This window comes from Brevibacillus sp. MER 51, assembly GCF_023714195.1.
GTDB lineage: Bacteria > Bacillota > Bacilli > Brevibacillales > Brevibacillaceae > Brevibacillus.
The window spans coordinates 370,257-397,227 of sequence record NZ_JAMAUS010000001.1 but is presented as its reverse complement, the minus strand read 5'-3'; the positions used below and the strand labels follow the sequence as shown (position 1 = coordinate 397,227).

At 48.2% G+C, this 26,971-nt stretch carries 15 protein-coding genes; 2 read left to right on the top strand and 13 right to left on the bottom strand.

The window, feature by feature from the left end:
• Positions 1 to 192: 192 nt before the first annotated feature.
• Both M3630_RS01310 and M3630_RS01305 read left to right on the top strand, forming a co-directional pair.
• Positions 193 to 390: a hypothetical protein gene (locus tag M3630_RS01310; RefSeq protein WP_251250955.1), complete on the top strand. Its 198-nt coding sequence runs from the start codon at positions 193 to 195 to the stop codon at positions 388 to 390.
• Positions 387 to 1,580 carry a winged helix-turn-helix domain-containing protein gene (locus M3630_RS01305; RefSeq protein WP_251250954.1) on the top strand — a complete coding sequence of 398 codons (1,194 nt, stop codon included), beginning with the start codon at positions 387 to 389 and terminating at the stop codon, positions 1,578 to 1,580. The genes M3630_RS01310 and M3630_RS01305 overlap by 4 nt, the downstream gene beginning before the upstream one ends.
• Positions 1,581 to 1,782: 202 nt before the next feature.
• Here the strand turns inward: M3630_RS01305 and M3630_RS01300 are convergent, their stop codons facing one another.
• The 13 genes from M3630_RS01300 to lgrD all read right to left on the bottom strand — a co-directional run bounded on the left by M3630_RS01300 (position 1,783) and on the right by lgrD (position 26,958).
• Positions 1,783 to 2,256 (bottom strand): DUF4358 domain-containing protein, encoded by a 474-nt coding sequence (locus M3630_RS01300; RefSeq protein ID WP_251250953.1) that lies wholly within the window; start codon positions 2,254 to 2,256, stop codon positions 1,783 to 1,785.
• 5 nt (positions 2,257 to 2,261) lie between these two features.
• Complete coding sequence (locus M3630_RS01295; RefSeq protein WP_251250952.1) at positions 2,262 to 3,401, bottom strand: DHHW family protein; 1,140 nt, start codon at positions 3,399 to 3,401, stop codon at positions 2,262 to 2,264.
• A gap of 15 nt (positions 3,402 to 3,416) precedes the next feature.
• On the bottom strand, positions 3,417 to 4,823 hold the full coding sequence (locus M3630_RS01290) for an MBOAT family O-acyltransferase (protein ID WP_251250951.1): 1,407 nt from the start codon (positions 4,821 to 4,823) through the stop codon (positions 3,417 to 3,419).
• A gap of 21 nt (positions 4,824 to 4,844) precedes the next feature.
• Complete coding sequence (locus M3630_RS01285) at positions 4,845 to 5,531, bottom strand: GDSL-type esterase/lipase family protein (RefSeq protein WP_251250950.1); 687 nt, start codon at positions 5,529 to 5,531, stop codon at positions 4,845 to 4,847.
• Positions 5,532 to 5,644: 113 nt separating this feature from the next.
• A complete protein-coding gene (locus M3630_RS01280) occupies positions 5,645 to 7,465 on the bottom strand; it encodes a sensor histidine kinase (RefSeq protein WP_251250949.1) in 1,821 nt (606 codons plus the stop codon).
• Positions 7,462 to 8,136, bottom strand: coding sequence for a response regulator transcription factor (locus tag M3630_RS01275; RefSeq protein WP_173607648.1), 675 nt, complete (start codon positions 8,134 to 8,136; stop codon positions 7,462 to 7,464). Before M3630_RS01275 ends, M3630_RS01280 begins: the two co-directional genes overlap by 4 nt.
• A 200-nt stretch (positions 8,137 to 8,336) precedes the next feature.
• Positions 8,337 to 8,561: a hypothetical protein gene (locus tag M3630_RS01270; RefSeq protein WP_173607647.1), complete on the bottom strand. Its 225-nt coding sequence runs from the start codon at positions 8,559 to 8,561 to the stop codon at positions 8,337 to 8,339.
• A gap of 3 nt (positions 8,562 to 8,564) precedes the next feature.
• Positions 8,565 to 8,882, bottom strand: coding sequence for a heavy metal-binding domain-containing protein (locus M3630_RS01265; protein ID WP_015891250.1), 318 nt, complete (start codon positions 8,880 to 8,882; stop codon positions 8,565 to 8,567).
• 9 nt (positions 8,883 to 8,891) lie between these two features.
• Complete coding sequence (locus M3630_RS01260; RefSeq protein WP_251250948.1) at positions 8,892 to 9,653, bottom strand: CPBP family intramembrane glutamic endopeptidase; 762 nt, start codon at positions 9,651 to 9,653, stop codon at positions 8,892 to 8,894.
• Positions 9,654 to 9,668: 15 nt separating this feature from the next.
• On the bottom strand, positions 9,669 to 10,454 hold the full coding sequence (locus M3630_RS01255) for an ABC transporter permease (RefSeq protein ID WP_173607645.1): 786 nt from the start codon (positions 10,452 to 10,454) through the stop codon (positions 9,669 to 9,671).
• Positions 10,454 to 11,371 (bottom strand): ABC transporter ATP-binding protein, encoded by a 918-nt coding sequence (locus tag M3630_RS01250; protein ID WP_173607644.1) that lies wholly within the window; start codon positions 11,369 to 11,371, stop codon positions 10,454 to 10,456. Before M3630_RS01250 ends, M3630_RS01255 begins: the two co-directional genes overlap by 1 nt.
• A gap of 32 nt (positions 11,372 to 11,403) precedes the next feature.
• The gene (locus tag M3630_RS01245) at positions 11,404 to 11,598 is read right to left on the bottom strand and encodes a PLD nuclease N-terminal domain-containing protein (RefSeq protein WP_007729128.1); all 195 of its coding nucleotides are present in this window, start codon (positions 11,596 to 11,598) and stop codon (positions 11,404 to 11,406) included.
• 105 nt (positions 11,599 to 11,703) lie between these two features.
• Positions 11,704 to 26,958, bottom strand: coding sequence for a linear gramicidin non-ribosomal peptide synthetase LgrD (lgrD, locus tag M3630_RS01240; RefSeq protein WP_251250947.1), 15,255 nt, complete (start codon positions 26,956 to 26,958; stop codon positions 11,704 to 11,706).
• Positions 26,959 to 26,971: the final 13 nt, after the last annotated feature.

The following is a 26,971-nucleotide window of genomic DNA, read 5'->3' as shown; positions in this document are numbered from 1 at the left end:
TACTCATTCGCATTCCATGAAAACGGTTTTTACTGTTCCGTAAAAATAAAGGGTTAGATTGGCTGCCAGTTATTTAACTTGCGGGCAGTTATTTTTCAATAGCTCTTGTTTTTATGCTTCAGACAATGGTAAAATATCACAGGAACATCAGTTCGTGTTTTGTGTATTTTCCTACAGATAGGGGGAATAGGTGTGGTTGACATCGTTGAAAAAGAGCAATGCTCGATTATTGGAAAATTAGGAAAGGGGTTTGCTCCTGAAGCTCCCGAATGGATACCGCCATTATGGCAAGAAGCAAATCGTAACTTTACTGTGATAAGCAACTTTGCCATCCATCAGCATGTGCAAGCTGCTCCCGTTTGTTTGGTTAAGGAGTCGACGCATACATGATCCAATTGACGAACCGCCAAGCACGGCAATTTCTGTTAATGAAGCACGGGCTGTTGGGCGAATATCAATTTACCGGAAAGCAAGGCGTAATGGATTTTGTGCGGCAGGTCGGTTGTATTCAATATGATCCCATCGATGTTTGCGGAAAAAACGCCGAACTGGTTCTCCAGTCGCGAATCAAAGGATTTACCAAGAATATGCTCGACGAGTTGCTGTATCAAGATAGATTCCTGATCGATTATCCCGACAAGAATCTGGCTATTATCCCGATCGAGGACTGGCCGTATTTTGAGCGATACAGGCAAGCCGCCCGACAACATGCCAAGCGCTATCCCGAAATGGAGGTTTTGACAGCGCAAGTACGGACTCATATTCAAAATCACGGTACGATAAGTTCGGATGAACTGAAATTGGATGGAGATTTCACTTGGCAATCGGCCATCCACTGGAGCAGCGGAAACAATACATCGCGATCGGTGCTAGAGCAGATGTACTCGACAGGTGAGTTGATTATCCATCATAAAAAAGGAACGCGTAAATATTACGATATGGCTGGGAAGTACATACCGCCAAACCTGCTGAATGCGCCGGAGCCGCTGGAGGACGAGCTTGAGCATCACAAGTGGCGGGTACTGCGTCGAATCGGTGCTGTTGGCCTTTTATGGAACCGCGCGTCCGATGCCTGGCTGAATATATGGGGATTGAAAGCGGAGCAGCGCAACGAGGTTTTCCGCCAACTGTTACACGAAGATCGCATTGTTGCTGTTGCCGTAGAACAAATGAAGGATATGCTATACTGTCGCACGGAGGATTTGCCGCTTATTGAAGCCGTCCTGCAAAATCCGGCACCGAAATTACGCTGCGAACTGATTGCTCCACTGGACAATTTGATATGGGACAGAAAGCTGATCAACAAATTGTTTGGCTTCGATTATACTTGGGAGATTTACACGCCTGCAAACAAACGGAAATTCGGCTATTATGTGCTGCCTCTATTGTATGGAGAGAGCTTCATCGGACGAGCCGAGGTAATCGTGGAACGAAAAGCCAAGACGCTTGTTGTTAAAAACATCTGGTACCAGAACGACATAAAGCCAACAAAGCAATTGCGAACAGCTTTGAACAATTGTTTTCAAAATTTTGCATTATTCAACGGATGCGAGACGATTTCGATAGAGAACAGAGCCTGAGGAAACAGTAAAATGTCGAAAGGCGGCAATCATATAAATATCAGCCGCCATCTGTAAATCGCTGTGATTGATGAATTCATTTCTTTTATAATTTGAAAGCTAACGAAGAACGTTAATTTGAATAACAAGCATAACACTAGCGGTAGTCTAAGACTTTATTTCCAAGGTCTTAAACCACCGCTTTTTCTTTTTAATCAGACATTTACTTTATCGCTTCGTCAAACACAGATTCTATTTGATCCACCTCTTTTGACACCGCGAATAAAACAAACGGCCCCTTCGTCTTCAAAACATGCTTTTCGATGAGGTAATACTCCTCTGGGCGATAGTCTTTTAATTTGATTGTTTGGGCCTCGATCCGCTGCTGGATTTTCTCTGTTACATTTTCGGTGTCGCTCGCATCTTTGACTTTAATGATAGCCAGTTCCTCTGCTTTCACATTGGATGAGGCCGTAAAGAGGATAAAATCCTCCACTTTTTCTGCGTCGATGTGATACAGCTTTTGAAGTTTCTCCAGATCCCCTTGCTTCATATCATGAAAACTTACAGTTTGTTGCATTCTTTCTCCCACTTTTGCAGCCGATAGTTCTTCAGAAGTCCCGCCGTCACTGGAGCATCCGGCCAACATTCCCATTCCGATAGCAAACATAAGCAGTACAGACAAAAATCGCTTCATTTTATTCACTCCATGATGTTCAGAATAGAGTTGTCTTCAAAAAACGTTTGGACGTTGTAAAGGAATAGCATGTCATGAAACTGCCGATCTTGTATGAGCTTTCCTACGGATTCCTCATAATATCGAAGGTCAACGACATCAATCTCTGCGAAGTGTTCGGCCAAAAAAGGTATCAGGCTATTGGCGTACGAATCTTTCACGATCAGCAGCTTTTTCCCGTCAGGATGGTCGGTTGTAATTCGAACCAATGCATGGTTGCCGTTCAGGAATACCGCATACTTGTCCTTTTTGGACAGGTTGTCCATCTGGTACAAGGAATCCTCAGTACGGCCTTCGTCCACGTACTCCACCTTCTTTTTGCTTGCCTCTTTCGGCAGATAAAGATCGATGCGATCAGGCTGCAGATGACGAAAGCCGCTTTTCGAATAGAGCGATCCGTAGAATGCATCCGTCACCTGCCGAATGTTGAACGCTGCTTCGTCTTTCGGAACAATCCCCATCTGTTTGCACAACACCCGGTAAGCATCATAAGCGCCTTTGCTCGTCCAATGATGATCCGTTTTATAAAAAATGTTATCTTCACGTCCGGCATACAGCGCGGGAAAGACATCAACGAAGCGAATATCAGGTGGAAGCAATTGCCGTACTCGATTCAGCACAGCATGTTCGTCACCCATTGGTGCGTAGGCGGGGAGTTTGTCCCGAAGCAAAGCGGCGGCGGTCGGTACCAGCATGATGTACTTACGAAGGTCGGGCGTTGTCTGGTGAATCGACTGGATGACCTGAACTCTGTCATTCACCTCGGTGTCTAGTGGAGATGAAAAATGTTGAATCAGGTACCCATCCTTGCCCAGATAAACACCATTGCTGTCCTTTTTGCCTATAACACGATCTGCATCCGTTTTTAGCCCGATCCAAACGTCCCGGAAAGCAAATTGATCGGTGATATAGGTCTCATAATCAGAAATGAACTTCCCCGTCAGCAGTGATCGCAGCGAAAATGGCGGCCTCTTTTCGAGCACCCTGTTTTCCGATTCCGAGAATGCCTGATCAGGGGTCAGTATGTTCAAAACAGCCACTATGAGGATAAACAGCAAGAACATCAAGCCCGTCACGGCTCGTGTTTGTTTGTCAGAGCTGTTCAAGACAACTCCCTCCCCTCAAAACCGAAAATATAAGAATGGATTGTAATCCTCAAAGACCAAATAAGCAGACGACAAAACCAAACTGATGATAGAAAATGTCAAAGCAGCGATCATGCCAACTGAATTCCATCGGGCTTTCATTTGCTCCAATCCTTTCCGGGGCAGCGGTGTCGCGCATAAGGCCAACAGAACGAGCAATCCCCCATACGTCGTCAAGTCGTAGAGCGCCTGACGATCCACCCATTCGTGGGCCCCGAAACCAAACATCGCACAGATAAACAGCCACGCGGAAGGTAACTGTTCGAATTCAAAAAGGACCCACCCGACAACGATAATCAGCAACGTATAGAGATTTCCCGCCCAGTTTGGCCAACGCTTCAGCCATGTCAGTAAAAACAGCTTCTCAAGCGCAACGAAACAGCCGAAATACAAGCCCCAGACGATAAAGTTCCAGCTAGCCCCATGCCACAGACCAGTTAAGAACCATACGATCAAGAGGTTACGAAACTGCTTGCCCAAGCCCATCCGATTACCGCCGAGCGGAATATAGACATACTCCCGGAACCAGGAACCGAGGGAAATATGCCATCTGCGCCAAAATTCTGTAACGCTTCGTGAAGTATACGGATACTTGAAGTTTTCTGGAAATTCGAAACCGAACATTTTGCCGAGTCCGCGCGCCATATCCGAATACCCGCTGAAATCGAAGTAAATTTGAAACGTAAACGCCAGGATGCCGAGCCACGCGGACAGGACAGTCAAGTCTTCCATCGGCGTCGACTTCACATTGGTCCATAAGAGTCCGATATTGTTGGCGAGCAGCACTTTTTTGGCCAATCCCCGGATGAACCATTCCGCTCCTTCTCCGAACCGCTCCAACGTCACTTTACGAGAGACCAGTTGCTCCGCGATATCTCCATATGTAACGATAGGACCTGCGACCAGTTGGGGAAACATCGTGACGTACGTGCCGAAGCTGACAAAATTTCGTTGTGCTGGCACTTTTCCCATGTATACATCCACTACATAGGACATCGTTTGGAACGTATAAAAAGAAATACCGACGGGTAGTGGCAGATCAGCCACCTGTATATGCAAACCGAATAGATCATTCACATTCGAAACGACAAACCCGGCATATTTAAAGAAACCGAGAATCGCCAAACTGCCACAGATGGAGCCGAACAACACTGCTCTGGCGATCGGCTTGCGGTGACTGTACTTGTCGATCACAAGCCCGTTGATATAATCAAATACGGTTGTAAAAATCATGATGATGATATAGATCGGTTCACCCCATGCATAAAAGATGAGGCTCGCAGCGAACAGAACAGCATTTCTCAAATTTTTAGGCGACACATAATAAACGAGCAGTACGGCGGGCAAAAATTGAAACAGGAAAATCAGACTGCTGAATACCAACGTTCGTTTCCTCCCGAGCCGTTATTTTGCGCTCTTCTTACGACCCAGCTCATCTTTTATGTAATCGAGCAGGATCGGATAGAACTTGGCTTGGAAATGAATGCCGTCCGCATCGTACATCTCAGGATGATCGTCCACAATTGATGACACATCGATGTATCCGACTTGTACCTTGCTTGCCAGCTCCTTCAGTCCCTTATTGTAGTCGTCGATATTTTGATAGCGTGGCTCCGCTTTTTCTGCTTTTTCGGTAACAGGGGTAACGGATAATATCGTGATGGACGCCTCAGGAAGCCTTTCTTTGATGCGACCGATCAATTGGGCGTAGTACGACAACGAATATTCCTTGGGATGGTCGGTCGGCCATAAAATGTCGTCCGAACCCAGCTGGATAAAAATATGCTCGGGCTTTCGCTTGACCAATTCGTCCAAATCTTCCAGCGCGAATTCAGCCGTTTTCCCCGCACCTGCCAGCACGTTCTCCTCTTTCAGCACATCATGGTAAGACAATCCCTCCGTAATCGAATCTCCTAGAAAAACACTTTTCTGATACAGTGATGCATATGAGGTTTGCTTCGCAGTGGAGATGTCCTCGACCTGCCTGGTCATCTCGGGAGCGGGTGGTTGTCCATTGCTGCCACACGCCGCAACCGATAAGGCGACCATGGCGAATAGTGTAATACTCATCATTTTCCTTTGCACTTTCATCTTTCCCCTTTCTTCTTGAACAAGGTAAAGAGTAATCGTCAAAGATCAAGATCAGATGCAGATCGTGTGCAGATTAGGTAGAAATGCAATAAAAAAAGTGCAGAACCGAGGTTCTACACTTTCGTTTTCTTCAATTCAAAATAGAACAAGACGCCTTCCTTCGTGTTCATTGCCCCATAGACCGCCCCATGCAGTTCTAGTATCTGTTTGGAGATCGCCAGGCCCAATCCGGTTCCTCCGGTCGAACGGTTGCGGGAATGCTCGATACGGTAGAAACGATCCCATATCTTCTCCAACTGCTCGCTCGGAATCTGGACGCCTTTGTTTTCGATGCAAATCTTGACAGTATCCTCCCCTTCAACCGTCGAGATGACAATTTCCTTTTTTTCCGGTGTGTAGCGAATGGCGTTTGTCAGGAAATTCACGATCACCTGCTCGATTCGACGCTGATTGGCGATAACCTCGACTGGGGTTAAACGGTGGTGCAACTGTAACTGCTTGCTGGCGAGGTCCGGTATCAACCTTACGCAGATTTGCTCGAGCAGCCCATCAATCCGGAACGAATCCATCTGCATTCTATACGTACCGGATTCATATTTTGCCAATTCCAGCATATCCGCAACCAGCATGTTCATCTTCTTCACTTCATCTTCCATCGCAGCAAAATAGTAATCTCGCTTCGGGCTATCTGCCTTATCCTTCAAAATGTACAGGCAGCTTTCCATAATGCTGAGCGGAGTTTTCAGCTCATGCGACACGCCAGCTATAAATTCCTTGCGCGTTTGCTCCAGCCGCTTTTCTTTCTCAATATCCTGCTCCAGACGGACAATATGGGCATGCAGCATATCCGAAAGCCGATTAATATTCCGTGACAAGCTGCCGATCTCATCCTCCGTTTTGATCGGGATTTTTTCAGAGAAGTCCAGCTTGGCCATTTTTTGCGTCATGTCGTCCATTCGGAGCAAAGGAGCTGCTATTCTGCGGGAATAATAGAAGGAGGCGAGCAGAATGAGCAGTAATGTACCTGCAATGATGTAGCCATAATAACTTCTCATCACCCCTGCAGCTTCGTTTACGGGCTGCAGTGATGTCATGGCAAACAGATAGGCGGGTTTCCCTGTTTGATCGGTCACGCGTTCAACGAATATTTTGTAATCGATATTGTTCTCTTGGTAGTCCGTTATGGTGCTTGTTTGCTCCTCAACATCTCCGTATAGAAGATCCGCTTGAAAAGCTTTCACCCGTTCAAGAAATAAGCGGTTCATATAGCGGGATACATCCGCGCCTTGCGGTGTTCGGACCTGTGTGATGGTTCCACGAAACAAAACGCTGGGATAACGCTCATGGTATTCGGTGCCACTCTTGAATCTCGGGACGACCTCATACTCTTTTTTGACGAGTTGCTGATTCTCCAGTTGATCTTCCTCTCTGAGATTGGAGACACTCCTCCCGATCCGTTGCGCAAACCATTGATTATCGAACATGATCCCTTCCATGGCAATCTGTTGTCCCGCTTTCACATAAGTATCTAAGAAGGGGTTATCGGAGTTTACATCCTCCACATCCATGACCGTGTACAAGGGAACGACAATCGACTTGCCAGAGAGAGCTGGAGCGGCGTCCGAGTTATCCAAACGGACCTCCATCTGGAAATCGTCCGTGTATTTCAACTGGCCTCTATCATCCAATCGAGCAAACCAGGCATTCGTCTTTTGATAAAACTCCTGTTCCTTCCTGACCTCATCCTGGGAAGCCCCGTCATGAGTCAACTCGTTTTGTCGATAGGATTGAAGGGCTTCCTTCACTTTTTCTACCTTTTGATGAACATAATACTGCTCGAAAAATACGGTTTGTCCGATAAAAATGCTCGCGATCACAGACAGGCATAATCCGGTCGTGAGCAGAAACAGCTTGCGTACAATGCTCGTTCTCATGGCCGGTCCTCGAATTTATAACCGGAACGAACAACAGTGACAATATGCTTCGCCTGCTCTCCCAGCTTGGAACGCAAATTCCGAACATGGCTGCTGAGTGTGCGATCCTCACCGACAAAGTCGTAACCCCAGATTTTTGTAATGAGCTGTTCTCTGCTGAGGATGATGCCCTTGTTTTTCATCAAGTAGGCCAAAATTTCGAATTCCGTGTGCGTCAGGCTGTAGTTCTTCCCCTCAATCGAAACGGTTCGGGACGGCAAGTGAATCGTAATCCCGCCGCCGGACAACATATCCCCAGGTTCTTGCATTTGCCGGTTTTCCAACAACCGTTTGGAGCGTGCCAGCAGAATGGGTGGACTGCACGGTTTCACCACATAATCGTCTGCCCCGAGCTCAAATCCAAGCAACGTGTCATCCTCATCCGAACGAGCTGTTAACATCAGAATGGGGACGTTGGAAACTTTGCGAATGCGTCTGCATACTGACCACCCGTCCAATTCCGGCAGCATAACGTCCAGAATGATCAAATGTACTTCATGCTCCTGAAATAACGTCAGCGCTTGAGTTCCATCGCCCGCTTCCAACACTTCGTATCCTTCGTCCATCAAGTATTCCTTCATAATCTCTCGCAAAACCTGCTGGTCTTCTACAATCAGTATCGTTTTCGTCATGCTAATGACCTCTCGTCCCTCTATCTCTCCAAAAGATATTTTTTAGAATGTTATCATGACTTTGGGGTCGTCACAATATGGCACAGCATCAAATCGACATTCGAGCTATCGTCCATACTGGGTGCACAACAAAAGCCAAATCTTGTCGTCTAACAAGATTTGGCCCGTTTCTACTAAAGCTGGAAGTCATTCCTCACCGCTTATTTTTCAACTTTGTAATACCGGTCCCCGGTCTTTGGATTGAAGTATACACGACGCTTTTCCTGACTTACTGGATCGATCGTCACTTCATTCGTCGGCTCAAATCCGGGCGGGACGACTTCTCCGTGGTCTTGGTGCAGTCGTTTGTCCTTGAATTTCGAAATGATGAGCAAGGTGATGAAAAGCAAGATCTGAAAAACGATGTAGGAAATGAAATAAATCATTCCTTACACCTTTTCAATGACAACTGCTGTACCGTATGCGACAACTTCCCCCATATTTCCCATATTTCCAGAGTCGTAACGACACATGACCACAGCGTTAGCTCCCATGGCAGTTGCGTTCTTTATCATGCGGTCAAGTGCTTGCTTGCGCGCGTCCTCCAGGAGCACCGTGTATTCCTTGATTTCTCCGCCAACTACTGAACGAAGACCTGCCATGATGTCTCCCCCAATTCCGCGTGCTCGAACGATTAAGCCGAATGTTGTTCCTTTCACTTCAACGACACGATATCCTGGAATGTTTTCTGTTGTTACAACTATCATTCGCTTCTCCTACTTTCTGCTTTTATTTTTAAAGATCACATGCAGCACGATGTCAGCGCTAAAATGACTAATGATCGCAGCTTCTAAACCGTAGCGCCAATATAGGAAGCCAAACAAGATGCCCATGATACCGTTTAGCAACAACGTCCATACAGTGACCACGTTACCTTTTCCGTACGTCAAGTAATTGGATGGGAGATGGGATACCGCGAAAACAATGGCGGCAACAAGGATGCCCAGCCAATAGGAAATTCCCAGCCAACCCATCTTCTGTACCAAAAATACGACAACAGTCATAACCCCTAGACGCATGAGCACTTCTTCGCAGACCCCTCCGTAAAAAGACGAGAGAAAGCCGAAGAACCGTGATGAAATCGGTTCTTTACCCATTAATGTGGTCATGTGTTGTTGAAAGAAAGAACGATCCGCCCATTTTACCAAAAGGCCTACCGCGATACCTGAACCAATCGATATGGTCCAAAACGACCAGATGGAAAAAGGCAGCTCCGCTCTGGACACCCAGTAATCGAGAATCCAGAGTCGAAGACCAGTAGAAGGCATGAGCCACAAGCCTATCGCAGTCGCCAGAGCCAGAAAGACACAACTCTGAAGGATCATAATCACAACCATGACGGAAATAGGCGGGACTTTGTTAGTAGAATAGATGGCGGCTTGCAACTGTACATGTTGGCGAATCGTGTTGGATTGAATAGGTATCGTGCATAGAGCGCACAGTACACTAACCAACCAGATCAGCCAAAAATGTTCCATTTCTACGCCTCCTCCTTAGATTTCTGATCGCTCCAAAAAGTACCAGCCCATAAAGAAAAACACGATGTTGAGTGTAAAGACACCTGCGAGGCCCGGTAAACCTGTGATGAATGCTTGCGCCAGCGTTGAGTTTTCTTGAATCACCATCATTGCCGCATTTGACAATCCGCCTGGAGACACCATATCCAAAAATTTACCGAGAAATTGTGGAACCGTGAAAATCAGGATATTGAATACAAGTGAGGCCCCACCGGCACCAACAGCATTGTTAAAAAAGCTGGAGGCGCACAGCGTTGTTGTGACGACAAGGAATAGATTCGGTATGTACATCAACGTACCGATCCATACGTGGGTCCAATCAAGTTTTCCGAAAAGGATCTCTGTATAGTAGGCAGTTATCCCCATCCCGATTAGCATGCTTGCCATTGTTAACGTGTAGTAGGTAATGGCTTTGGCGAGATAGTATTTCGCCCGACTGATGGGCTTGACGAATACCATGGATGCTACTCCAGAGGCTTTTTCTCCGGCAATAGACCCCATGACGATAAGGATTAGCACAAACGTGCCGAGTGAGCTAAATTTGCTAATCGCCGTGGAAAGTACTTCCGGAGCCGACGGGGTTGGAATTTTGATGACGGCCCCTTCCGGCAGTCCAGTGGAATTGGCCAAAATATCCGGGAGCATTTTCATCGTAATCGGTTGTGTAATCATTAAAGCAATAAACACAATCGGAATAATGAGTATCTTGTAGGTTTTGACCAATTCATTAAATTCTTTTCTGATCATTGGGTGGGAAGTCATCAGTTATTCACAACCTTTAGGAAAATATCTTCGAGGGTCGATGCGGACAAGCGATAATACGCCAGTGTCCCGCCAGTTTCCAAAAGAATGTGCGGCAGGAGTGCCTTGGCTTTTTCCATGTCATTGATAAGAACTTTGTAAATACCGCCTTCTTGGCTCCATTCCCTAATCCAGGTTAGCCCATTCAATACATCAGTTAAATCGATGTCCTGTTGATCAAGCTTGAACTCAATCAATGGCTCCACATGGTTTGCTCGCAGCTGATCCAAACTCGACGACAGCACCACCGTACCGTCCTTGATGATGACGATGTGGTCGGCGATTCTTTCGATGTCATCCAAAATGTGAGTCGACATGAAGACGGTCATATGTTGCTTCAACTTTTCAATTAGCAATAAGACGTCATATCTGCCCATGGGGTCTAGCGCGGAAACGGGCTCGTCCAAAACGAGTAGCTTGGGGTTGTGGATGAGCGCCTGGGCAATACCCAGACGCTGTTTCATCCCTCCGCTGTAACCGCTTATCGGGCGGTTCCTCGCCTCATTGATTCCGCATAACTCCAAGAGTTCATCAGTCCGCTGCGCAATTGTGCGCTTGTCCAATCCATAAAGTCTGCCCACCCAATGCATCCACTCTGTCGCAGTCATGTAGTTGTAAAAAGCTGGGATTTGTGGACAATATCCGACTTCACTTGTGACTTTATTACGGTCGGTCACGACGTCGTAGCCTACTACTCTCACTTTTCCTCCGGTCGGTGCAGCCAACCCGGTAAGGATGCGGATGGTCGTCGTTTTCCCGGCACCATTCCCCCCAAGAAAACCGACACAACCGATGCCATCGACGGAAAAGGTTACGTTCTTTAACGCTTTATGGTCTTTGTATTCCTTTGTGAGGCCTTCACATTCAATAACTCGCAAAGAATGTCAACCCTTTCCTCGGTTCTCTTGAGCTAGTCTTTTCTGCCTACAAAGAAATACACGATTGGACCCAAGGTGTTGATAAAGATAATGCCGAGAGCCCACGGCCATTTTTTTCCACCTGCAACTCGGTATGCTTCACGTCGAGCCAAGTCAATTAATGCAATAACTGCTAGGATCAATTGAATAGCAATGATAGGTGCAAGTAGCTGAATGTCAAATGGCATGGATAAAACCTCCAATTTTTATAGTTATTTTAAAGTTTATCACTATTTTGGATATTTTCCCACCCGCCACCATGATAATGAGGTGACGGATGGGCATTTATTTTTTTATTGCAGGGCTTGTTCCGGTAATTTTAGTTGGCCGCTTCTGATAAAGTAATCAAGGACTTTACCGAAAACTTCCTCGTCAATTTCCGGGCAATCAATGTCGTTTTGACGCAGCAAACGAGTCGTTTTATTGCCCACATAGACGACACTTCCTCTGCTTGTGTGGCCGTCTGTGAACAGATTGCCGAGCGGAGCGGCTGAGTTGGCCTCATTGCCTTTTTCTTTCGTATCTTCTTGCACCGCCTCAATCCATTCATCCATGGTGACTCGTTCCAATACAAAACCTCTGTTTTCAATCGCTGAAATCAGGTCTTCGTAATCGGTTGAGTTCGGGTTGAGCAAGTGGAAGTTTTCGCTCAAGCTCTGCTCGGTCATGGAGAGATGAACGATTCCTTTACTTGCAAAATCTACCGGCATCATGTCCAGATCGCCGCTCATGTCAGGAGCTTTGCCCAAATCTATAATCCCTGCTGCAATTCTCCACATCAGGTCGTCCTTCTGGCATGCTCCTGTTTCGCTGTCCCCAGTCATCCGTCCGCAACGGTATATCGCCGCTGGAATGCCGCGTTCGCGTGCGAGGTTGACGAGATGCTCGGCTACCCACTTGCTCTGTGTATAACCAGAAGTGAGGACGCGACTGTTCTCTGGCATGTCCTCTTCGCGGAAGGCCATGGATTCTTCCGTTTCTTCGGATGCAAACGTGAAAATCGTGGAGACGAAATGCACCGGCTTGGTCTTTTTGGCTACAGCAAGGCGGAGGATTTCCTCTGTCCCTTTTACGTTTGCTTTCTTCAAGGCTGCGTATGGATAGACAAAGTTAACGAGAGCGCCGTTGTGGTAGAGCACATCCACTTTTTCAGCCAGCGCAGAGAACTGATCTTCGGACAGATTCAGTCGTGGCTTTGCCAAATCACCGATTACAGGGATGATCCGATGTGCATGCTCCTCATTCCATAACTCGTATAGCTCTAATGTTTTACGGAGTCGCGCCATTCCTTCCTCTTCGTCAGAAGCTCGAACCAGGCAGTAAATGTCAGCGTCAGTCATTTGTAGCAGGTCACGCAACAAGAAAGCACCAAGGAAACCAGTGGCTCCTGTCAATAATGCCGCTTGGAACTGGCTTGGATCACCGACGTACGGCTGTTCAGCCTGAATCGCTGGATCGAGTAGGACTTCATCCTTGAGATCCTTTGCGTCGATGTCATGGGAAACAGCAGAAAGACCGTGTTTGAGAATTTCCTCGATGGTCTTGGCCATACCCGCAATGGTCGGGGTCTCGAACAGGATTCGAAGCGGTACCTCAAGCTGTAGCTCTTCGCGAACCTTGAAGATAAGCTGAGTGGCGAGCAATGAGTGACCGCCAATCTCGAAGAAATTGTCGTGTACTCCGATTTTCTCCATTTCCAGTACGGAGGCCCAGTGCGTATGCAACATGATTTCGACTGGCGTTTGCGGCGCTTGGTATTCGACGCCTGATTCCGAGCGGTCGTATTCCGGCTTCGGTAGCGCTTTGCGATCCAGTTTACCGTTTGGCGTCTTCGGTAAGCTCTCCATGATCATAAAGTGTTGCGGGATCATATAGGCTGGAAGCTTGTCAGTCAGGAAGTGGTTCAGGTCATTAGACGTACTTGTGTGATTCTCCTCAAACACGATGTACGCTACCAGACGTTTGTCCCCTTCTCTGTCTTCACGAGCGACCAGCACGACTTCCTTGACTTCAGGGTGGCGTCTCAAAACAGATTCGATTTCGCCCAACTCGATACGATAGCCACGGATTTTGACCTGGTAATCTACCCGGCCCATAAACTGAAGATTCCCATCTGGCAAGTAGCGTACGAGATCTCCAGTCCGGTACATCCTCTCTCCTGGCCCACGGAACGGATTTTGCACAAAGCGTTCCATGGTCAGATCGGGGCGGTGGAGATAGCCACGTGCTAAGCCTGATCCACTGAGGTACAATTCTCCCGGTACCCCTACTGGAACTGGTTTGCGATGACTGTCTAATACAAATACTTGCGTATTGAACTGCGGTCGTCCGATCAGTGGTTCGCTGATGGCTCCTTTTTTCACGATGGAGTGTGTAGAGTAAACGGTGTCCTCTGTCGGTCCGTAGAGATTAAAGACTTTTTCTACGTGTTCGAAGGCGTACAATTCCTGTGCCAGCTTGTTAGAAAGTGGCTCACCGCAAAGGTTGATGACGCGCACCGACGCCGGAATCCCTTTCATACGTACCAGCTCCATCGCCGCTGACGGTACGGTATTGATCAGTGTCACCTGGTTGGCTGCTGGCAAGGCTGGCAACTGTAATGCATTTTCCGCCATGATAACTTTGCCACCCATGGTGAGTGTTGCGAACATTTCGTAGACAGACAAGTCAAAGCAGATTGACGTAGAGAACAGTACGCCGCTCATCTCCTCTGGTGTGAATGTGTCGTGTGCCCACGATAGGAAGTAGCTGACACTGCGATGTTCGAGTGCCACACCTTTTGGATTGCCTGTAGAACCTGACGTGTAGATGACATAGATCAAATTGTCGGACTTCCCGAGCTTGGTCGGGTTCTCCTCGCTTTCGTCAGCAACTGCTTCCCAATCATTGTCCAGGCAGATCACTTTGGCGTTGTGCTCAGGTAGAGTTGGCAGCAGATTTTCTTGCGTTAATAGGACGGGAACCTGTGAGTGCTCGATGATGTAGGCAATGCGGTCTGCTGGATAGCTTGGGTCGATTGGCACATAGGCCCCGCCCGCTTTCATAATGGCCAAAAGTCCAATCATCATCTCGGTTGTCCGCTGAGCGCAAACACCGACGAGCACTTCGGGTCCCACTCCTTGCTTACGTAAATAATGAGCCAGCTTGTTTGCTTGTCTGTTCAATTCCCTATAGGTAGTCGTTTGATCTCCTACGATGAGAGCGATGTTGTCCGGGGCTTTCGCCACCATGTCCTCAATCATCTCATACACGCATTTTTCTTTCGGGTATGGCGCTTCTGTACGATTCCATTCGGTAACGAGTCGTTGTTCCTCTTCCTCACGCATGAGCGGTAGCAAGGTGATTGACTGATCCGGGTTGGCAATGATTTCTTCCAAAAGCTTGTGGAAATGATCAACCATTCGAACGATCGTACTGTGATCAAACAACGCCTTGTTGTACTCCAAGGTAGCGATGAGACCGGCTGATGTCTCTAACATGGTCACCGTCAAATCGAACTTCGAGGTAACGGCCTCGGCACCGACGTCAAAGCTGCTTATCTGAATATCATCAACAGGATCTACCTGCATCGGGATGTTTTGCAGAATAAACATCACCTGGAATAGCGGCGAGTAGCTCATGCTACGCTCGAGCTGCAGCTCATCTAACAGTTTTTCAAACGGAACGTCTTGGTTCGCATATGCCCCCAGAGCTGTCTCACGAACGCGTGCAAGCAATTCGCGGAAGCTTGGTTGACCTGACATATCTGTGCGTAAAACGAGTGTATTGATGAAGTAACCGATCAATTGCTCCGTCTCTTGTTTGTTACGTCCCGCAATCGGAGTTCCGACGAGAATATCCTCTTGGTTCGTATAGCGGTACAACAGCGTTTGGAAGGCTGCAACCAATGTCATGAAGAGTGTAGCCGTTTCTTTTCCGCTCAGATTACGCAATTCTTCCAAGAGGTCGGCTCCAAACTGAACGGAGAGCTTTTCTCCTTCGTATGTCTGTACAGGTGGGCGCGGTCGATCAGTTGGCAGTTGCAGTAATGGTTCGCTGCCCTTGAGTTTTTCTCTCCAATACTCGAGCTGTCCATCAAGAACCTCTCCACGTAGCCATTCACGCTGCCAGACGGCAAAATCTGCATATTGGATCGGCAATTCCGTAAATGGCGATGCCTCTCCTTGACTAAACGCTTTGTAATTGGTCATTAATTCGCTCATCAAAATTCCCATCGACCAACCGTCTGCAGCAATGTGGTGCATCACGAACAGGAACACAAAGTCGTTTTCATCGAGCTGAACCAAATTGGCTCGGAGCAACGGACCTTTGGACAGGTCAAATGGCTCGAGTGTGGCCTCTTCAGCTAGGCGTTTGACTTCTGCTTCCCGTTTCGCAGGGTCCAAAGCCCGCAGATCGGTTTGGTTCATAACCCAGTCGTCCTCTGGGTGAATCACTTGAACAGGACGTCCGTCACGAACCTCAAAGCGAGTACGCAAGCTCTCATGACGCTGTATGATAGCTTTCAAGCTTTCTTCCCAAGCGGATATGCTGAGGTCTCCCTGAATCCGTAGGAACGATGGAATATTGTTGACTGAGCTTCCTTGCGTGAACTGCTCCAGGAACCACAAACGCTGCTGGGTAAATGACAATGGGAGCGGTTCTTTGCGAGATACTTTTACAATCGGTGGAGCCATCTTGATGGATGTTTGCTTGGTCAGCATAACGAGCTGTTCACTAAGCCCTTCAACTGTTGGGTACTCAAACAACGTACGAATTTGCAAATCTACCCCAAAGATTTCCCGCAAGCGAGAAACGGTCTGCGTTGCGAGCAGGGAGTGTCCACCTAATTCGAAAAAGTTGTCATGGACGCCAACTTTCTCGACGGAAAGAATTTCAGAAAAGACGTTGGTGACCATTTCTTCCACGGGGGTACGTGGAGCGACATATACGGCTGTTAGTTGGCCCCAATCTGGCGCAGGTAGTGCTTTGCGGTCTATTTTTCCGTTGACCGTCAGTCGAATTTCCGGAAGCCACATGAAATAGGACGGGATCATGTACTCGGGAAGTTTCTCTTTGAGCCAGAGCTTGATTTCGTCTATGGACGTCTCCTGCTCCAAAGCATTAGTCAAATAGGCTACCAATCGTTTGTCACCAGGTCTTGCTTCTCGCGCAATAACGACTGCTTCTTTGATTGCTTCATGCTGTCTCAATGCCTCTGCAATTTCGCCTAACTCGATACGGAATCCGCGGATTTTCACCTGATCGTCGACACGACCGATGTAATCCACGTTGCCATCTGGCAGATAACGAACGAGGTCGCCTGTTCGATAGAGTCGTTCTCCCGGTTGACCGAATGGATTCGAGATAAAACGCTCTGCTGTAAGCTCTGGACGATTCCAATAACCACGCGAAAGACTCTCGCCACCAATGTACAGTTCGCCCGGAACACCGATAGGGACTGGTTGTAGATTTCGATCTAACACGTACAGCTTGGTATTCGGGAATGGACGCCCAATCGTTGGGGCTTGGTCAGCATCCGTTAATCGAGCGATGACCGTACCAACTGTTGCTTCCGTCGGTCCGTAGCAATTATAAAATTTTCGTCCTTTTGCATAGTGGGCAACCAGTTCACGGCTGCATGCGTCTCCTCCGACCTCAAGGCAGACCAGATCCGGGTACTCTTCAACAGGTAGTGACGCGAGTACCGAAGATGCCATCGATACCTTGGTGATGCGACGTTCACGAAGGGTGCGAACGAGGTCTGGGCCTGGCAACAGAGACTCACGATCTTCGATGACTAACGTTCCTCCAGAGAGCAGCGCCTGTAGAATCTCGGAAATGGAAACGTCGAAGCCAAATGACGTAAATTGCAGGACACGGCTGGATTCGTTTATTTCGAAGTAATTCAGGTACGCCTGCACCATATTCATCACACTTCGATGCTCAACGGCTACCCCTTTCGGCAATCCAGTGGTACCAGATGTGTAGATAACATAGGCGAGATTGGTTGATACGACACCGCTTTGTGCGTTTTTTACGGACATCTGCTCGTAGAACAGTTCTTCATCCAGGCAGATGACGTTCGCTTTCGTTTTTGTGAATGACTCTGCAAGTATCGATTGTGTCAGGACGACAGTTGCTTGTGAATCTTGCAGGATGAAAGCCATTCTTTCTTCGGGATGAGCTGGATCAACCGGCACATAAGCTGCTCCCGCTTTTAATACACCAAGAATGCCAATGATCATTTCCATGGAGCGCTCCACGCAGATCGCAACAGTCGTATCAGGCTGCACGCCTTGAGCGAGAAGCAGATGCGCCAACTGGTTGGCTCTTTGGTTTAATTCCGCATAAGTCATGGCTTGTTGTTTATACTCAAGTGCAATATTTTCAGGAGTTTTCGCGACTTGTTGTTCAAATGCCTGATGAATGCAAAGTTCGCGTGGATACTCTTTCTCCGTGCGATTCCAATCGATGAGTACCTGCTCGCGCTCGACATCGTCTATCAATGTCATGTCACCGAGATGTATCTCCGGAGACTTGCTCATAGTGACCAAGAGCTGGGTAATTTGGTTCAAGACCCGGTCGATCATCGCGTCATCAAAACGGTTTTGCTCATACTTGAGTTTGATGGCCACTTGCTTGCCTGGTGCTGCCACCAAGGTAAGAGGATAATTCGTCTGTTCGACTGCTGCTACGTCGTGAATTTCCAAAGAAACACTGGACGAAGCTGAACTGGACTCTTCTGTTTCTTGCTCTGTTGCTTGTACAGCCGGATAATTCTCAAATACGAGTATCGATTCAAACAAGGCAGATCCACGCGGCAGTTCGCTCCATCCTTGAATGTCGAACAGCGGAGTGTATTCATATTGGCGTATCTCCAACTGTCTGTGCTGCAAGTCTCTCAGCCACTCTAGCACGGTCGCGTTCGTCTGCAAGGATATCCGGACAGGTAAGGTATTAATGAAGGAACCTACGATCGTCTCAACATTGGAGAGGTCTGCCGGACGACCTGAACCTGTCGCACCAAAAATGACTTCATCTTCCCCGCTGTAGCTTCCGAGAATCCAGCCCCACGCCGCTTGTACCAAAGTATTGAGCGTTAACTGGTGTTCGCGTACGAATTTTTGCAAGTGCTCGCTCGTTTCTTCTGATAGAAGGACGCTCTTCTCTTCGTATTGCTTCGGTCCCGCAGTGACTACTGCTTTGCTCATACCCAAGCTGGTTGGTTCGTGGAAGCCTTTTAGTTGGTTTACCCAGAAGCGTTTGGCCTCCTGCATATCCTGACGTTTCAACCAAGCAATGTACTGGGAAAACGGCTGAGGATGTCCAAGCTTAACTTCTTGGCCTTCGCTGATCGATGCATAATAGGCAAACAGTTCGTTCAGTACCAAAGGAACACTCCAACCATCAAGGAGAACGTGATGGAAGCTCCATACGAAGCGATAGCTATCTTCTCCTGTTCGGAAGACAACCCATCGTGACAAAGGTGCATGTGTAATATCGAAGCTTCGTCTACGGTCTTCCTCCAGAAAGGCGGTAAACATCTCATCCTGTACATCCGTATGCAGATGACGCCAATCTTCCTGACAAAGAGATACGTTTACCTCTTTGCGGACAATTTGGTGTGCTTGATTCAAACCTTCCCAGACAAAGTGTGTTCTTAGAATGGTATGACGGTCCATCACCTTTTGCCATGCTTGCTCGAATACCGGCACATTCAGGTTCTTGAAATCAATCGCAAATTGGACGACGTAATCCCCGCTGTCGCTCGCATACAGGGAGTGGAACAGCATCCCCTGCTGGAGCGGAGAAAGTGTATAGACATCCTCGATATGTCGGTCAGAACCGATGTGCTTGTCGATGCTCTTCTGATCCAATTCAGCCAGCGGAAAATCAGATGGGGAGTAACCGCCAGCTTCCTCTGTCGCGCAATGGGCAATAATCTCACGAAGCGCATCCATAAAATCCTTCGCGACTGCTGTTATCGTGCTCTCCAGATGAATCTTTTCACTGTATCGCCACGTCACATGCAGCTGTTCTCCTGCAACGACACTATTTACGTCGATCAAATGGTGTCGCCCGGCGTCCGGGCTAAGGTTGGAACCGCTGGACTCAGGTGCCCAGCCAAATAAGGAGTCGCCATCGACAATCTGATCGATTTTGCCCATGTAGTTGAACAGCACTTGTGCTTGAATGCGGGAAATTTCATCGACAATATGCTGATCCGCATGGAGGTAACGAAGAACGCCATAACCAAGCCCTTTGTTCGGGATCGCACGCAGTTCTTCTTTGGTCGTCAAAAGTGCTTTTCCTACGGAGAATGTTTCGTCCCATTGAAGGTGCACTGGATACATGCTGGTGAACCAGCCGATCGTACGGGACAGATCGATTCTCTCTGACAATTCTTCACGACCATGCCCTTCTACGTTTACGAAGACAGATCGATTACCCGTCCATCGAGTAAGCGACTTTGCCAAAGCGGTTAGCAGGACGTCATTGATCTGGGTGCGGTATGCCTGCGGTACGTTTTGCAGTAGTGCTTTGGTTTCTTCGCTGGTTAATGTAGCGCTGACGGACTTTGTCGTTGCTTCTGTATTCTCCCCTTCATCTGTCATATCCACAGGTAGTTGTGCTGAATCGACGGAGGATTTGCTCATCCAGTACTTTGTTTCGTTTTCCAAAGCATCTGAATTCGCATAGCGCTCCAGTTCTTCCGCCCATTCTTTGTAGGAGGTCGTTTTCGCTGGTAGTTTCACCGCTTGCCCTGCGACAATTTGTTGGTAGGCGTTTTGCAAGTCCTCGAGAATGATGCGCCACGATACCCCGTCAATGACCAAGTGATGTGCGACAATCAACAGACGATTAGGTTGGTCTTGACCCAAATCAAAATAAATGGCTTGAACCACATGACCTTCAAACAAATTCAGACTTGCCTGCGTCTCATCTGCAATCTTTTCGATGGCCTTGAATTGCTCATCTGGTGTAAGGTGGGACAGATCTTCCATCCGGAATGGAATCGTATCACTAGGCGCTTCCATCTCTTGCTTCCAGCCAAACTCTGTCTGTGTATAACGCATACGGAAAGCATCGTGCTGATCGAGTAAATGCCCTACCGCTTGTTTCAGTGCTTCCTGATCAATGCCTGCCTGGATGGAGAGCAGTACGGATTGGTTCCAGTGATGTCTGTTCTGCAACGGAAGCTGGAAGAACCATTTCTGAATCGGCAAGAGCGGCAATTCGCCGATAATAGGACCTTGTTCAGCAAGGATCGCTTCTTTTTCCTCAACGACCTCTGCTAATTCAGCGATGGTTTGGTACTCGAATAATTGCTTCGGAGTGAGCCTTAGACCTGATTGATTGGCACGTGACACGATCTGGATACTGAGAATCGAATCACCGCCCAGCTCGAAGAAATTATCGTGTATGCCAATTTGGTCAATACCGAGCACATCTTTCCATATCGCGGCAAGCTGTTGCTCCTTTTCCGTTGTTGGGGAGACAAATTTTCCTTCCAGCTCAGGACGATTGAAGTCAGGTGCAGGCAAATTTTTACGATCTACCTTTCCGTTCGGTGTGAGCGGCAGATATCCTAACGGGATAAAAAATGCAGGGACCATGTAATCAGGCAGTACTTCCTTTAGCGCTTTGCGGATGTCACTTGTGGTAATCTCCGTGTCCTCTTCTACAACCAGGTACGCAGAAAGACGCTTCGTCCCTTGATGGTCCGTGCAGACAGTGACCACTGCTTCTTTTACCGCAGGGTGAGCGAGAATCGCTGTTTCTACTTCCCCCAGTTCAACGCGGAATCCGCGAATACTCGTCTGATCATCTGCACGACCGATGAACTCAATGTTGCCGTCCTCCAGGTAGCGCACTAAATCCCCTGTACGGTAGAGACGTGCTCCTTCTCTTTCACTAAATGGATGAGTGACAAAGCGCTCTTGTGTCAGTTCGGGACGATTCAGGTAGCCGCGGGCCAAGGAACTTCCACCAATGTATAGCTCACCCGTGACACCTACGGGTACAGGCTGCATACGCGAATCGAGAATAAAGACTTGCACGTTGTCAATCGGACGTCCAATGGATGGTGCGATGCTTTGTCCTGTCGCTACCGGAACGATACCAGCTGTTGCAACGACTGCGTTTTCGGTTGGACCGTATTGGTTCACCAGGATAAACGGCAGGTTCGAACTCGGATAGTGATGGAGCTTGTCTCCTCCTGTCAGCATGTAACGAAGCTTGGTATGGCTCGGCCAATCCAGCGCCAACAAGCTCTCTGTTAAAGGCGTCGGCAAAAAGCTGATGGTGATCTCAGAACGGATGAGCCAATCACGCAGTTTTTCCGGTATGAGACGGATTTCCTCTTCTGGTAAATAAAGCGTGGCTCCTTTTGTTAAATAAGGCCAAATTTCCCAAACAGATGCGTCAAATGCCGTCCCGGAGATCTGTGATGCGCGATCTTCGGACGTGACATGATATACGCGTTGATGCCAAGAAATTAAATTGAGAAGTGCGGCATGCTCAATCTCAACCCCTTTTGGCGTACCTGTAGAACCAGATGTGTAGATGACGTAAGCAAGCTGGTTCGTCGTAGTCAAGTTCATTGGAGTCATCGTACTTTCTTGAGCGATCGACTCCCAGTCTGTGTCCAGGCAAATCAATTGGCTCGTACCCGCAGGGAGTTTTTCTGCGAGGCTGGCTTGTGTAAGCACAATCGACATGCCTGCATCCTGCATCATGAAGGCGAGTCGATCCTTGGGATACGCGGGGTCCATTGGTACGTAGGCACCGCCAGCTTTCATGATAGCCAGTTGACCGATCAGCATCTCAATCGAGCGCTCAACGCAGATCCCTACCAAGCTTTCCTGATCGATTCCCTGTTTTTGCAGATAATGCGCGAGTTGATTCGCTTTGGCATTCAGTTCCGCATACGTAATGGATTGGTCCCGTGTGAAAACAGCCAGCTGGTCGGGCATTTCATGAGCGACCTGATCCACCAGTTCATGTACGCAATGATCCTTGGAGTAGGCCATTGCGGTGTTGTTCCATTCCGTTACGACCTGCTGCTGCTCCGTTTCTCCCATCAGTTGTAGAGCGGTGATCGCCTGGTTTGCGTTGGCAGCAACGGTCTTGAGCAGCTGAGTAAAGTGTTCGATCATTCGTTCTACTGTGTTCTGGTTAAATAGAGATGTGTTGTACTCGAATGTAGCGGACAGACCGTCTGCCGTCTCTGCCATCGTCAAGGTGAGATCAAACTTGGTTGTTTCTACCTGTTGATTCCCTTTTGGTGGCAAAATGCGAATCCCGTCAAGCGCTTCTACCTGAACTGGAATATTTTGCAGAACGAACATCACTTGGAACAAAGGCGAGTAACTGAGACTGCGCTCTAATTGCAGCTCGTCTACAAGCTTTTCAAAGGGTAGATCTTGATGGGAATAGGCTCCCAAGGCTGTTTCCCGTACACGGCTAAGTACCTCTCTGAAGCTAGGCTCGCCTGACAAATCTGTTCGCATCGCCAATGTGTTGATGAAAAATCCAATTAATCCTTCTGTCTCTTGGTGACTGCGTCCTGCTACAGGGGTACCGACGAGAATGTCGTCTTGTCCTGTATATCGATAAAGAAATACTTGGAATGCGGCGAGCAACGTCATAAACAACGTCGTACCTTCGCGCTTGCTCAAAGAATGCAGATTCGTCATCAATTCTTTGTCATACATCAGTGTGATGCTGCTTCCTTCATAGGACTGAACAGCAGGACGGGGACGATCTGTCGGCAATACGAGAAGCGGTTCTGCTCCACCCAGCTTTGCACGCCAGTAGGACAGTTGTTTTTCCAATACATCTCCTGTAAGCCATTCGCGCTGCCATGCCGCATAATCTGCGTATTGTATAGGCAGGTTGGTAAGTTGCGGTACTTCTGATTTGCTAAATGCCTGATAGCAGGTAAATAATTCGCTGAGCAAAACACCCGCTGACCAACCATCGGCGATGATGTGGTGTACGTTCAGCAGGAAGATGAAATCCTGTTCTCCTGTTTGAATAATCGTCGCACGAATGAGCGGTCCTGTGACGAGGTCAAACGGCTTGTTCGCATCTTCTTTGGTCAAGCGTTGTCCTTCGTCATCTCGTCTATCATCTGGCAGCTCGCGTATATCCATTTTGTTCAGTTTCCAATCCACCTCTGGATGAATCACCGCAACGGCTTCCCCATTGATGTCGGAGAACGTTGTACGCAAGCTCTCGTGACGGCAGATAATCATCTGCAAACTTTGCTCGAGCGCTTCAATGTTTAGCTCTCCTTGCAAACGAACGGCAGTTGGAATGTTGTAGAGCGAACTGTTTGGCATCAAGCGGTCAAAGAACCATAAGCGCTGCTGTGCAAACGAAAGCGGCAAATGTCGATCACGTGAAACGGGTACGAGTGGAATACTAGAGAGTCCAGATTTGTCCTCGTTCATGGATACAATCCATTCACTGAGTCGGTTGACTGTCGAATATTCAAATAAAGCACGGAGCGGTAAATCTACGTTAAACGCTTCTTTTAAGCGAGAGATGGTTTGCGTAGCCAAAAGAGAATGGCCACCAAGCTCAAAGAAATCGTCGTAGCTACCGACTCGTTCTACCGAGAGAACCTGCGACCAGATGTTGGCCACCAGCTCCTCTGTAGGAGTACGGGGGGCAACGTAATTACGCTGCGTGGAAAGTTGTCCCCAATCTGGTACCGGTAGTGCTCGTCGGTCTACTTTTCCATTAACCGTAAGCGGAATCGTCTCCAGCCATACAAAGCCTGCTGGTATCATGTATTCAGGCAACGATTCTTTCAGGAAAAGAACGAGCTCCTCAGCGGTTGGCATGTCTCCCGTTGCTACCAGATAAGCAGCCAAGCGTTTGCCCCCCGCTTTTTCTTCCCGGACGATGACCACAGCTTCATGGACGGCAGGATGCTGTCTCAGCGAATTTTCAATCTCACCCAATTCAATGCGGTAACCGCGAATTTTGACTTGATCATCCATACGTCCAAGGAATTCGAGGTTGCCGTCCTCCAGATAGCGAACCAGGTCGCCCGTCCGATAGAGTAGCTCTCCTTCTTTGCCGAACGGATGCTTGATAAAGCGCTCTGCTGTTTGTTCTGGACGATTCCAGTAGCCGCGAGCCAAGCCTTTTCCTCCGATATACAGTTCACCTGGTACGCCGATAGGCACAGGCTGCCTATTTGCATCCAAAACGTACAGCGTCGCGTTGGCAATTGGCCGACCGATAGGCGGATTGCTCATTCCAGCTTCGCAACGCATCATAGTGGAGCATACGGTTGCTTCCGTTGGACCGTAGCAGTTGAAGAACTGCCGATTCGCTGCATAGCGTGCCACAAGTTCTCGGCTCGGAGCTTCTCCGCCTACAATCAAGGTTCGTAGATCAGGCAGGTGAGCTTCAGGCAATGCTGCCAGTACCGAAGAAACCATGGATACGGTGGTAATGCGTTGTTCTTGCAAAACTTGGATCAATTCAGGGCCTGGCAAAAGGGACTCTCGATCCTCGATGACTAGCGTCGCACCAGCGAGTAAGGCCATCACAATCTCAGACACCGATACGTCGAAGCTAAACGAGGTAAATTGCAGAACGCGACTGGCTGGCTGAATATCAAACGCATCGATCAAGGCATGGGCCATGTTTATCACACTGTGGTGCTCTACCATTACCCCTTTTGGCTGCCCAGTTGAACCAGACGTATAAATGACGTAGGCAAGATTATGTTCTGTGACCTTGCAATCAACGTTGGCACCAGATTCATTCGTTAACGAATTGCTGTCTAAACAAATAATATTCGCCTGAGTTGCTGGCAAGATGTCCATGAGAGACTGCTGGGTCAGCAACACATTTGTTTGAGAATCCTCGATCATATAGGCGATGCGTTCTTGCGGGTAAGCCGGGTCAATCGGTACGTAGGCAGCTCCCGATTTTAAAACGCCGAGTATGCCGATGATCATCTCAGGGGAACGATGCACGCATATGCCGACGAGTGTATCCGGTTTTACCCCTTTGCTTACGAGCTGATGGGCCAGTTGGTTGGCCCGCTCGTTTAGTTCCCTGTAGGTGAGCTCCACGTTTTTATAGGTAACGGCAATCGCATCTGGTGATTTTTCCACTTGTTGTTCAAACGCCTGATGAACGCACAGGCCGCTCGGATATTCCTCCGCCGTCTGGTTCCACTGAACGAGAACCTGTTCACGTTCGTTTTCGCTGATCATAGAAAGGTCGGCAATCCGTTGCTTGGCGTTTGTGGCGATAGAGATCAGGAGTGAATGAAGCTGATCGAGAACTCGCTCTATAGAGGATTGCTCAAACTGGCTTTCATCAAATTTGACCTTGATGTCGATTGTTTTGCCTGACGCCGCAACCAAGGTAAATGGATAATTGGTTTGCTCCTCGGAATGGACATCTACGATCGAAAGCTCACTCTCTCCACTACCGCCGCTAGCATTACCGACAGGAGTATTTTCAAAGACGAGAATGCTCTCAAACAGAGATTGTCCACGCGGCAAATCGCTCCAGCCCTGGATTTCCACGAGTGGGGTATATTCGTACTGGCGGAAGTCGGCTTGCTGTTGTTGCAGAGATTTGAGCCAATTGATTACGCTCTCCTCCGCTCTTACCTGCACGCGGACAGGAAGTGTATTAATAAACAGACCAATCATCGTCTCGACTCCAGGCAAATCCGCAGGACGTCCGGATACTGTGGCGCCGAAAATAATGTCGTCCTGCCCACTGTAGCGATTCAACAGCAGTGCCCATGCGCCTTGCACAATCGTGTTGACCGTCAGGCGATGTTGACGAGCCAATGTCTGTAATGATTTGGAGATTGCCTCGGAAACGGTCAGATCTAGCTCCCGATAATTTTTCTGGTCAAGGTACGGATTTTTATACGCTCGACCGAATGAAAGTGGCGTGGTTTCCGTGAAGCCTTGTAGATACGTGCGCCAAAACATCTCCGCTTGCTTCAAGTCCTGCTTTTTCAGCCAGACGATGTAGTCACGGTAAGATTTAACCGGAGGAAGCTGTACAGGCTGCCCTTTGCACAGCATGTTGTACGCCGCAAACACTTCCCCGAAGACGAGCGGCATACTCCATCCGTCTATTAGCACGTGGTGCAAAGTCCACGAAAAATGAAAGGTATTACTACTCAACCGGAACAGATTTAATCTCATCAACGGCGCTTCTTCGATATTGAAACCACGTTTGCGATCATCTTTGGCAAAGGTATGAAGAAACGATTCTTGCTCGGAGGAGGAAAGATGAATAATGTCATGTTCCACCAGGGAAACCTTCAGCTCTTTTAAGACAACCTGGACGTATTCTTTTACTTTACCGCCAATAAACCTGGTGCGAAAAATAGCGTGTCTGTCTACGAGGCATTGCCATGCCTGTTCGAATAACGGAATGTTCAAGGGACCTTGCAGCTTCAACCCCATCTGTACGATATAGGCTCCGGACTCTGGTTCCAACAAGCTGTGGAAAATGAGACCTTGCTGCAAAGGAGTAACGGGATAATACGTTTCAATGTTATTCATCTTCTCCTGCCCA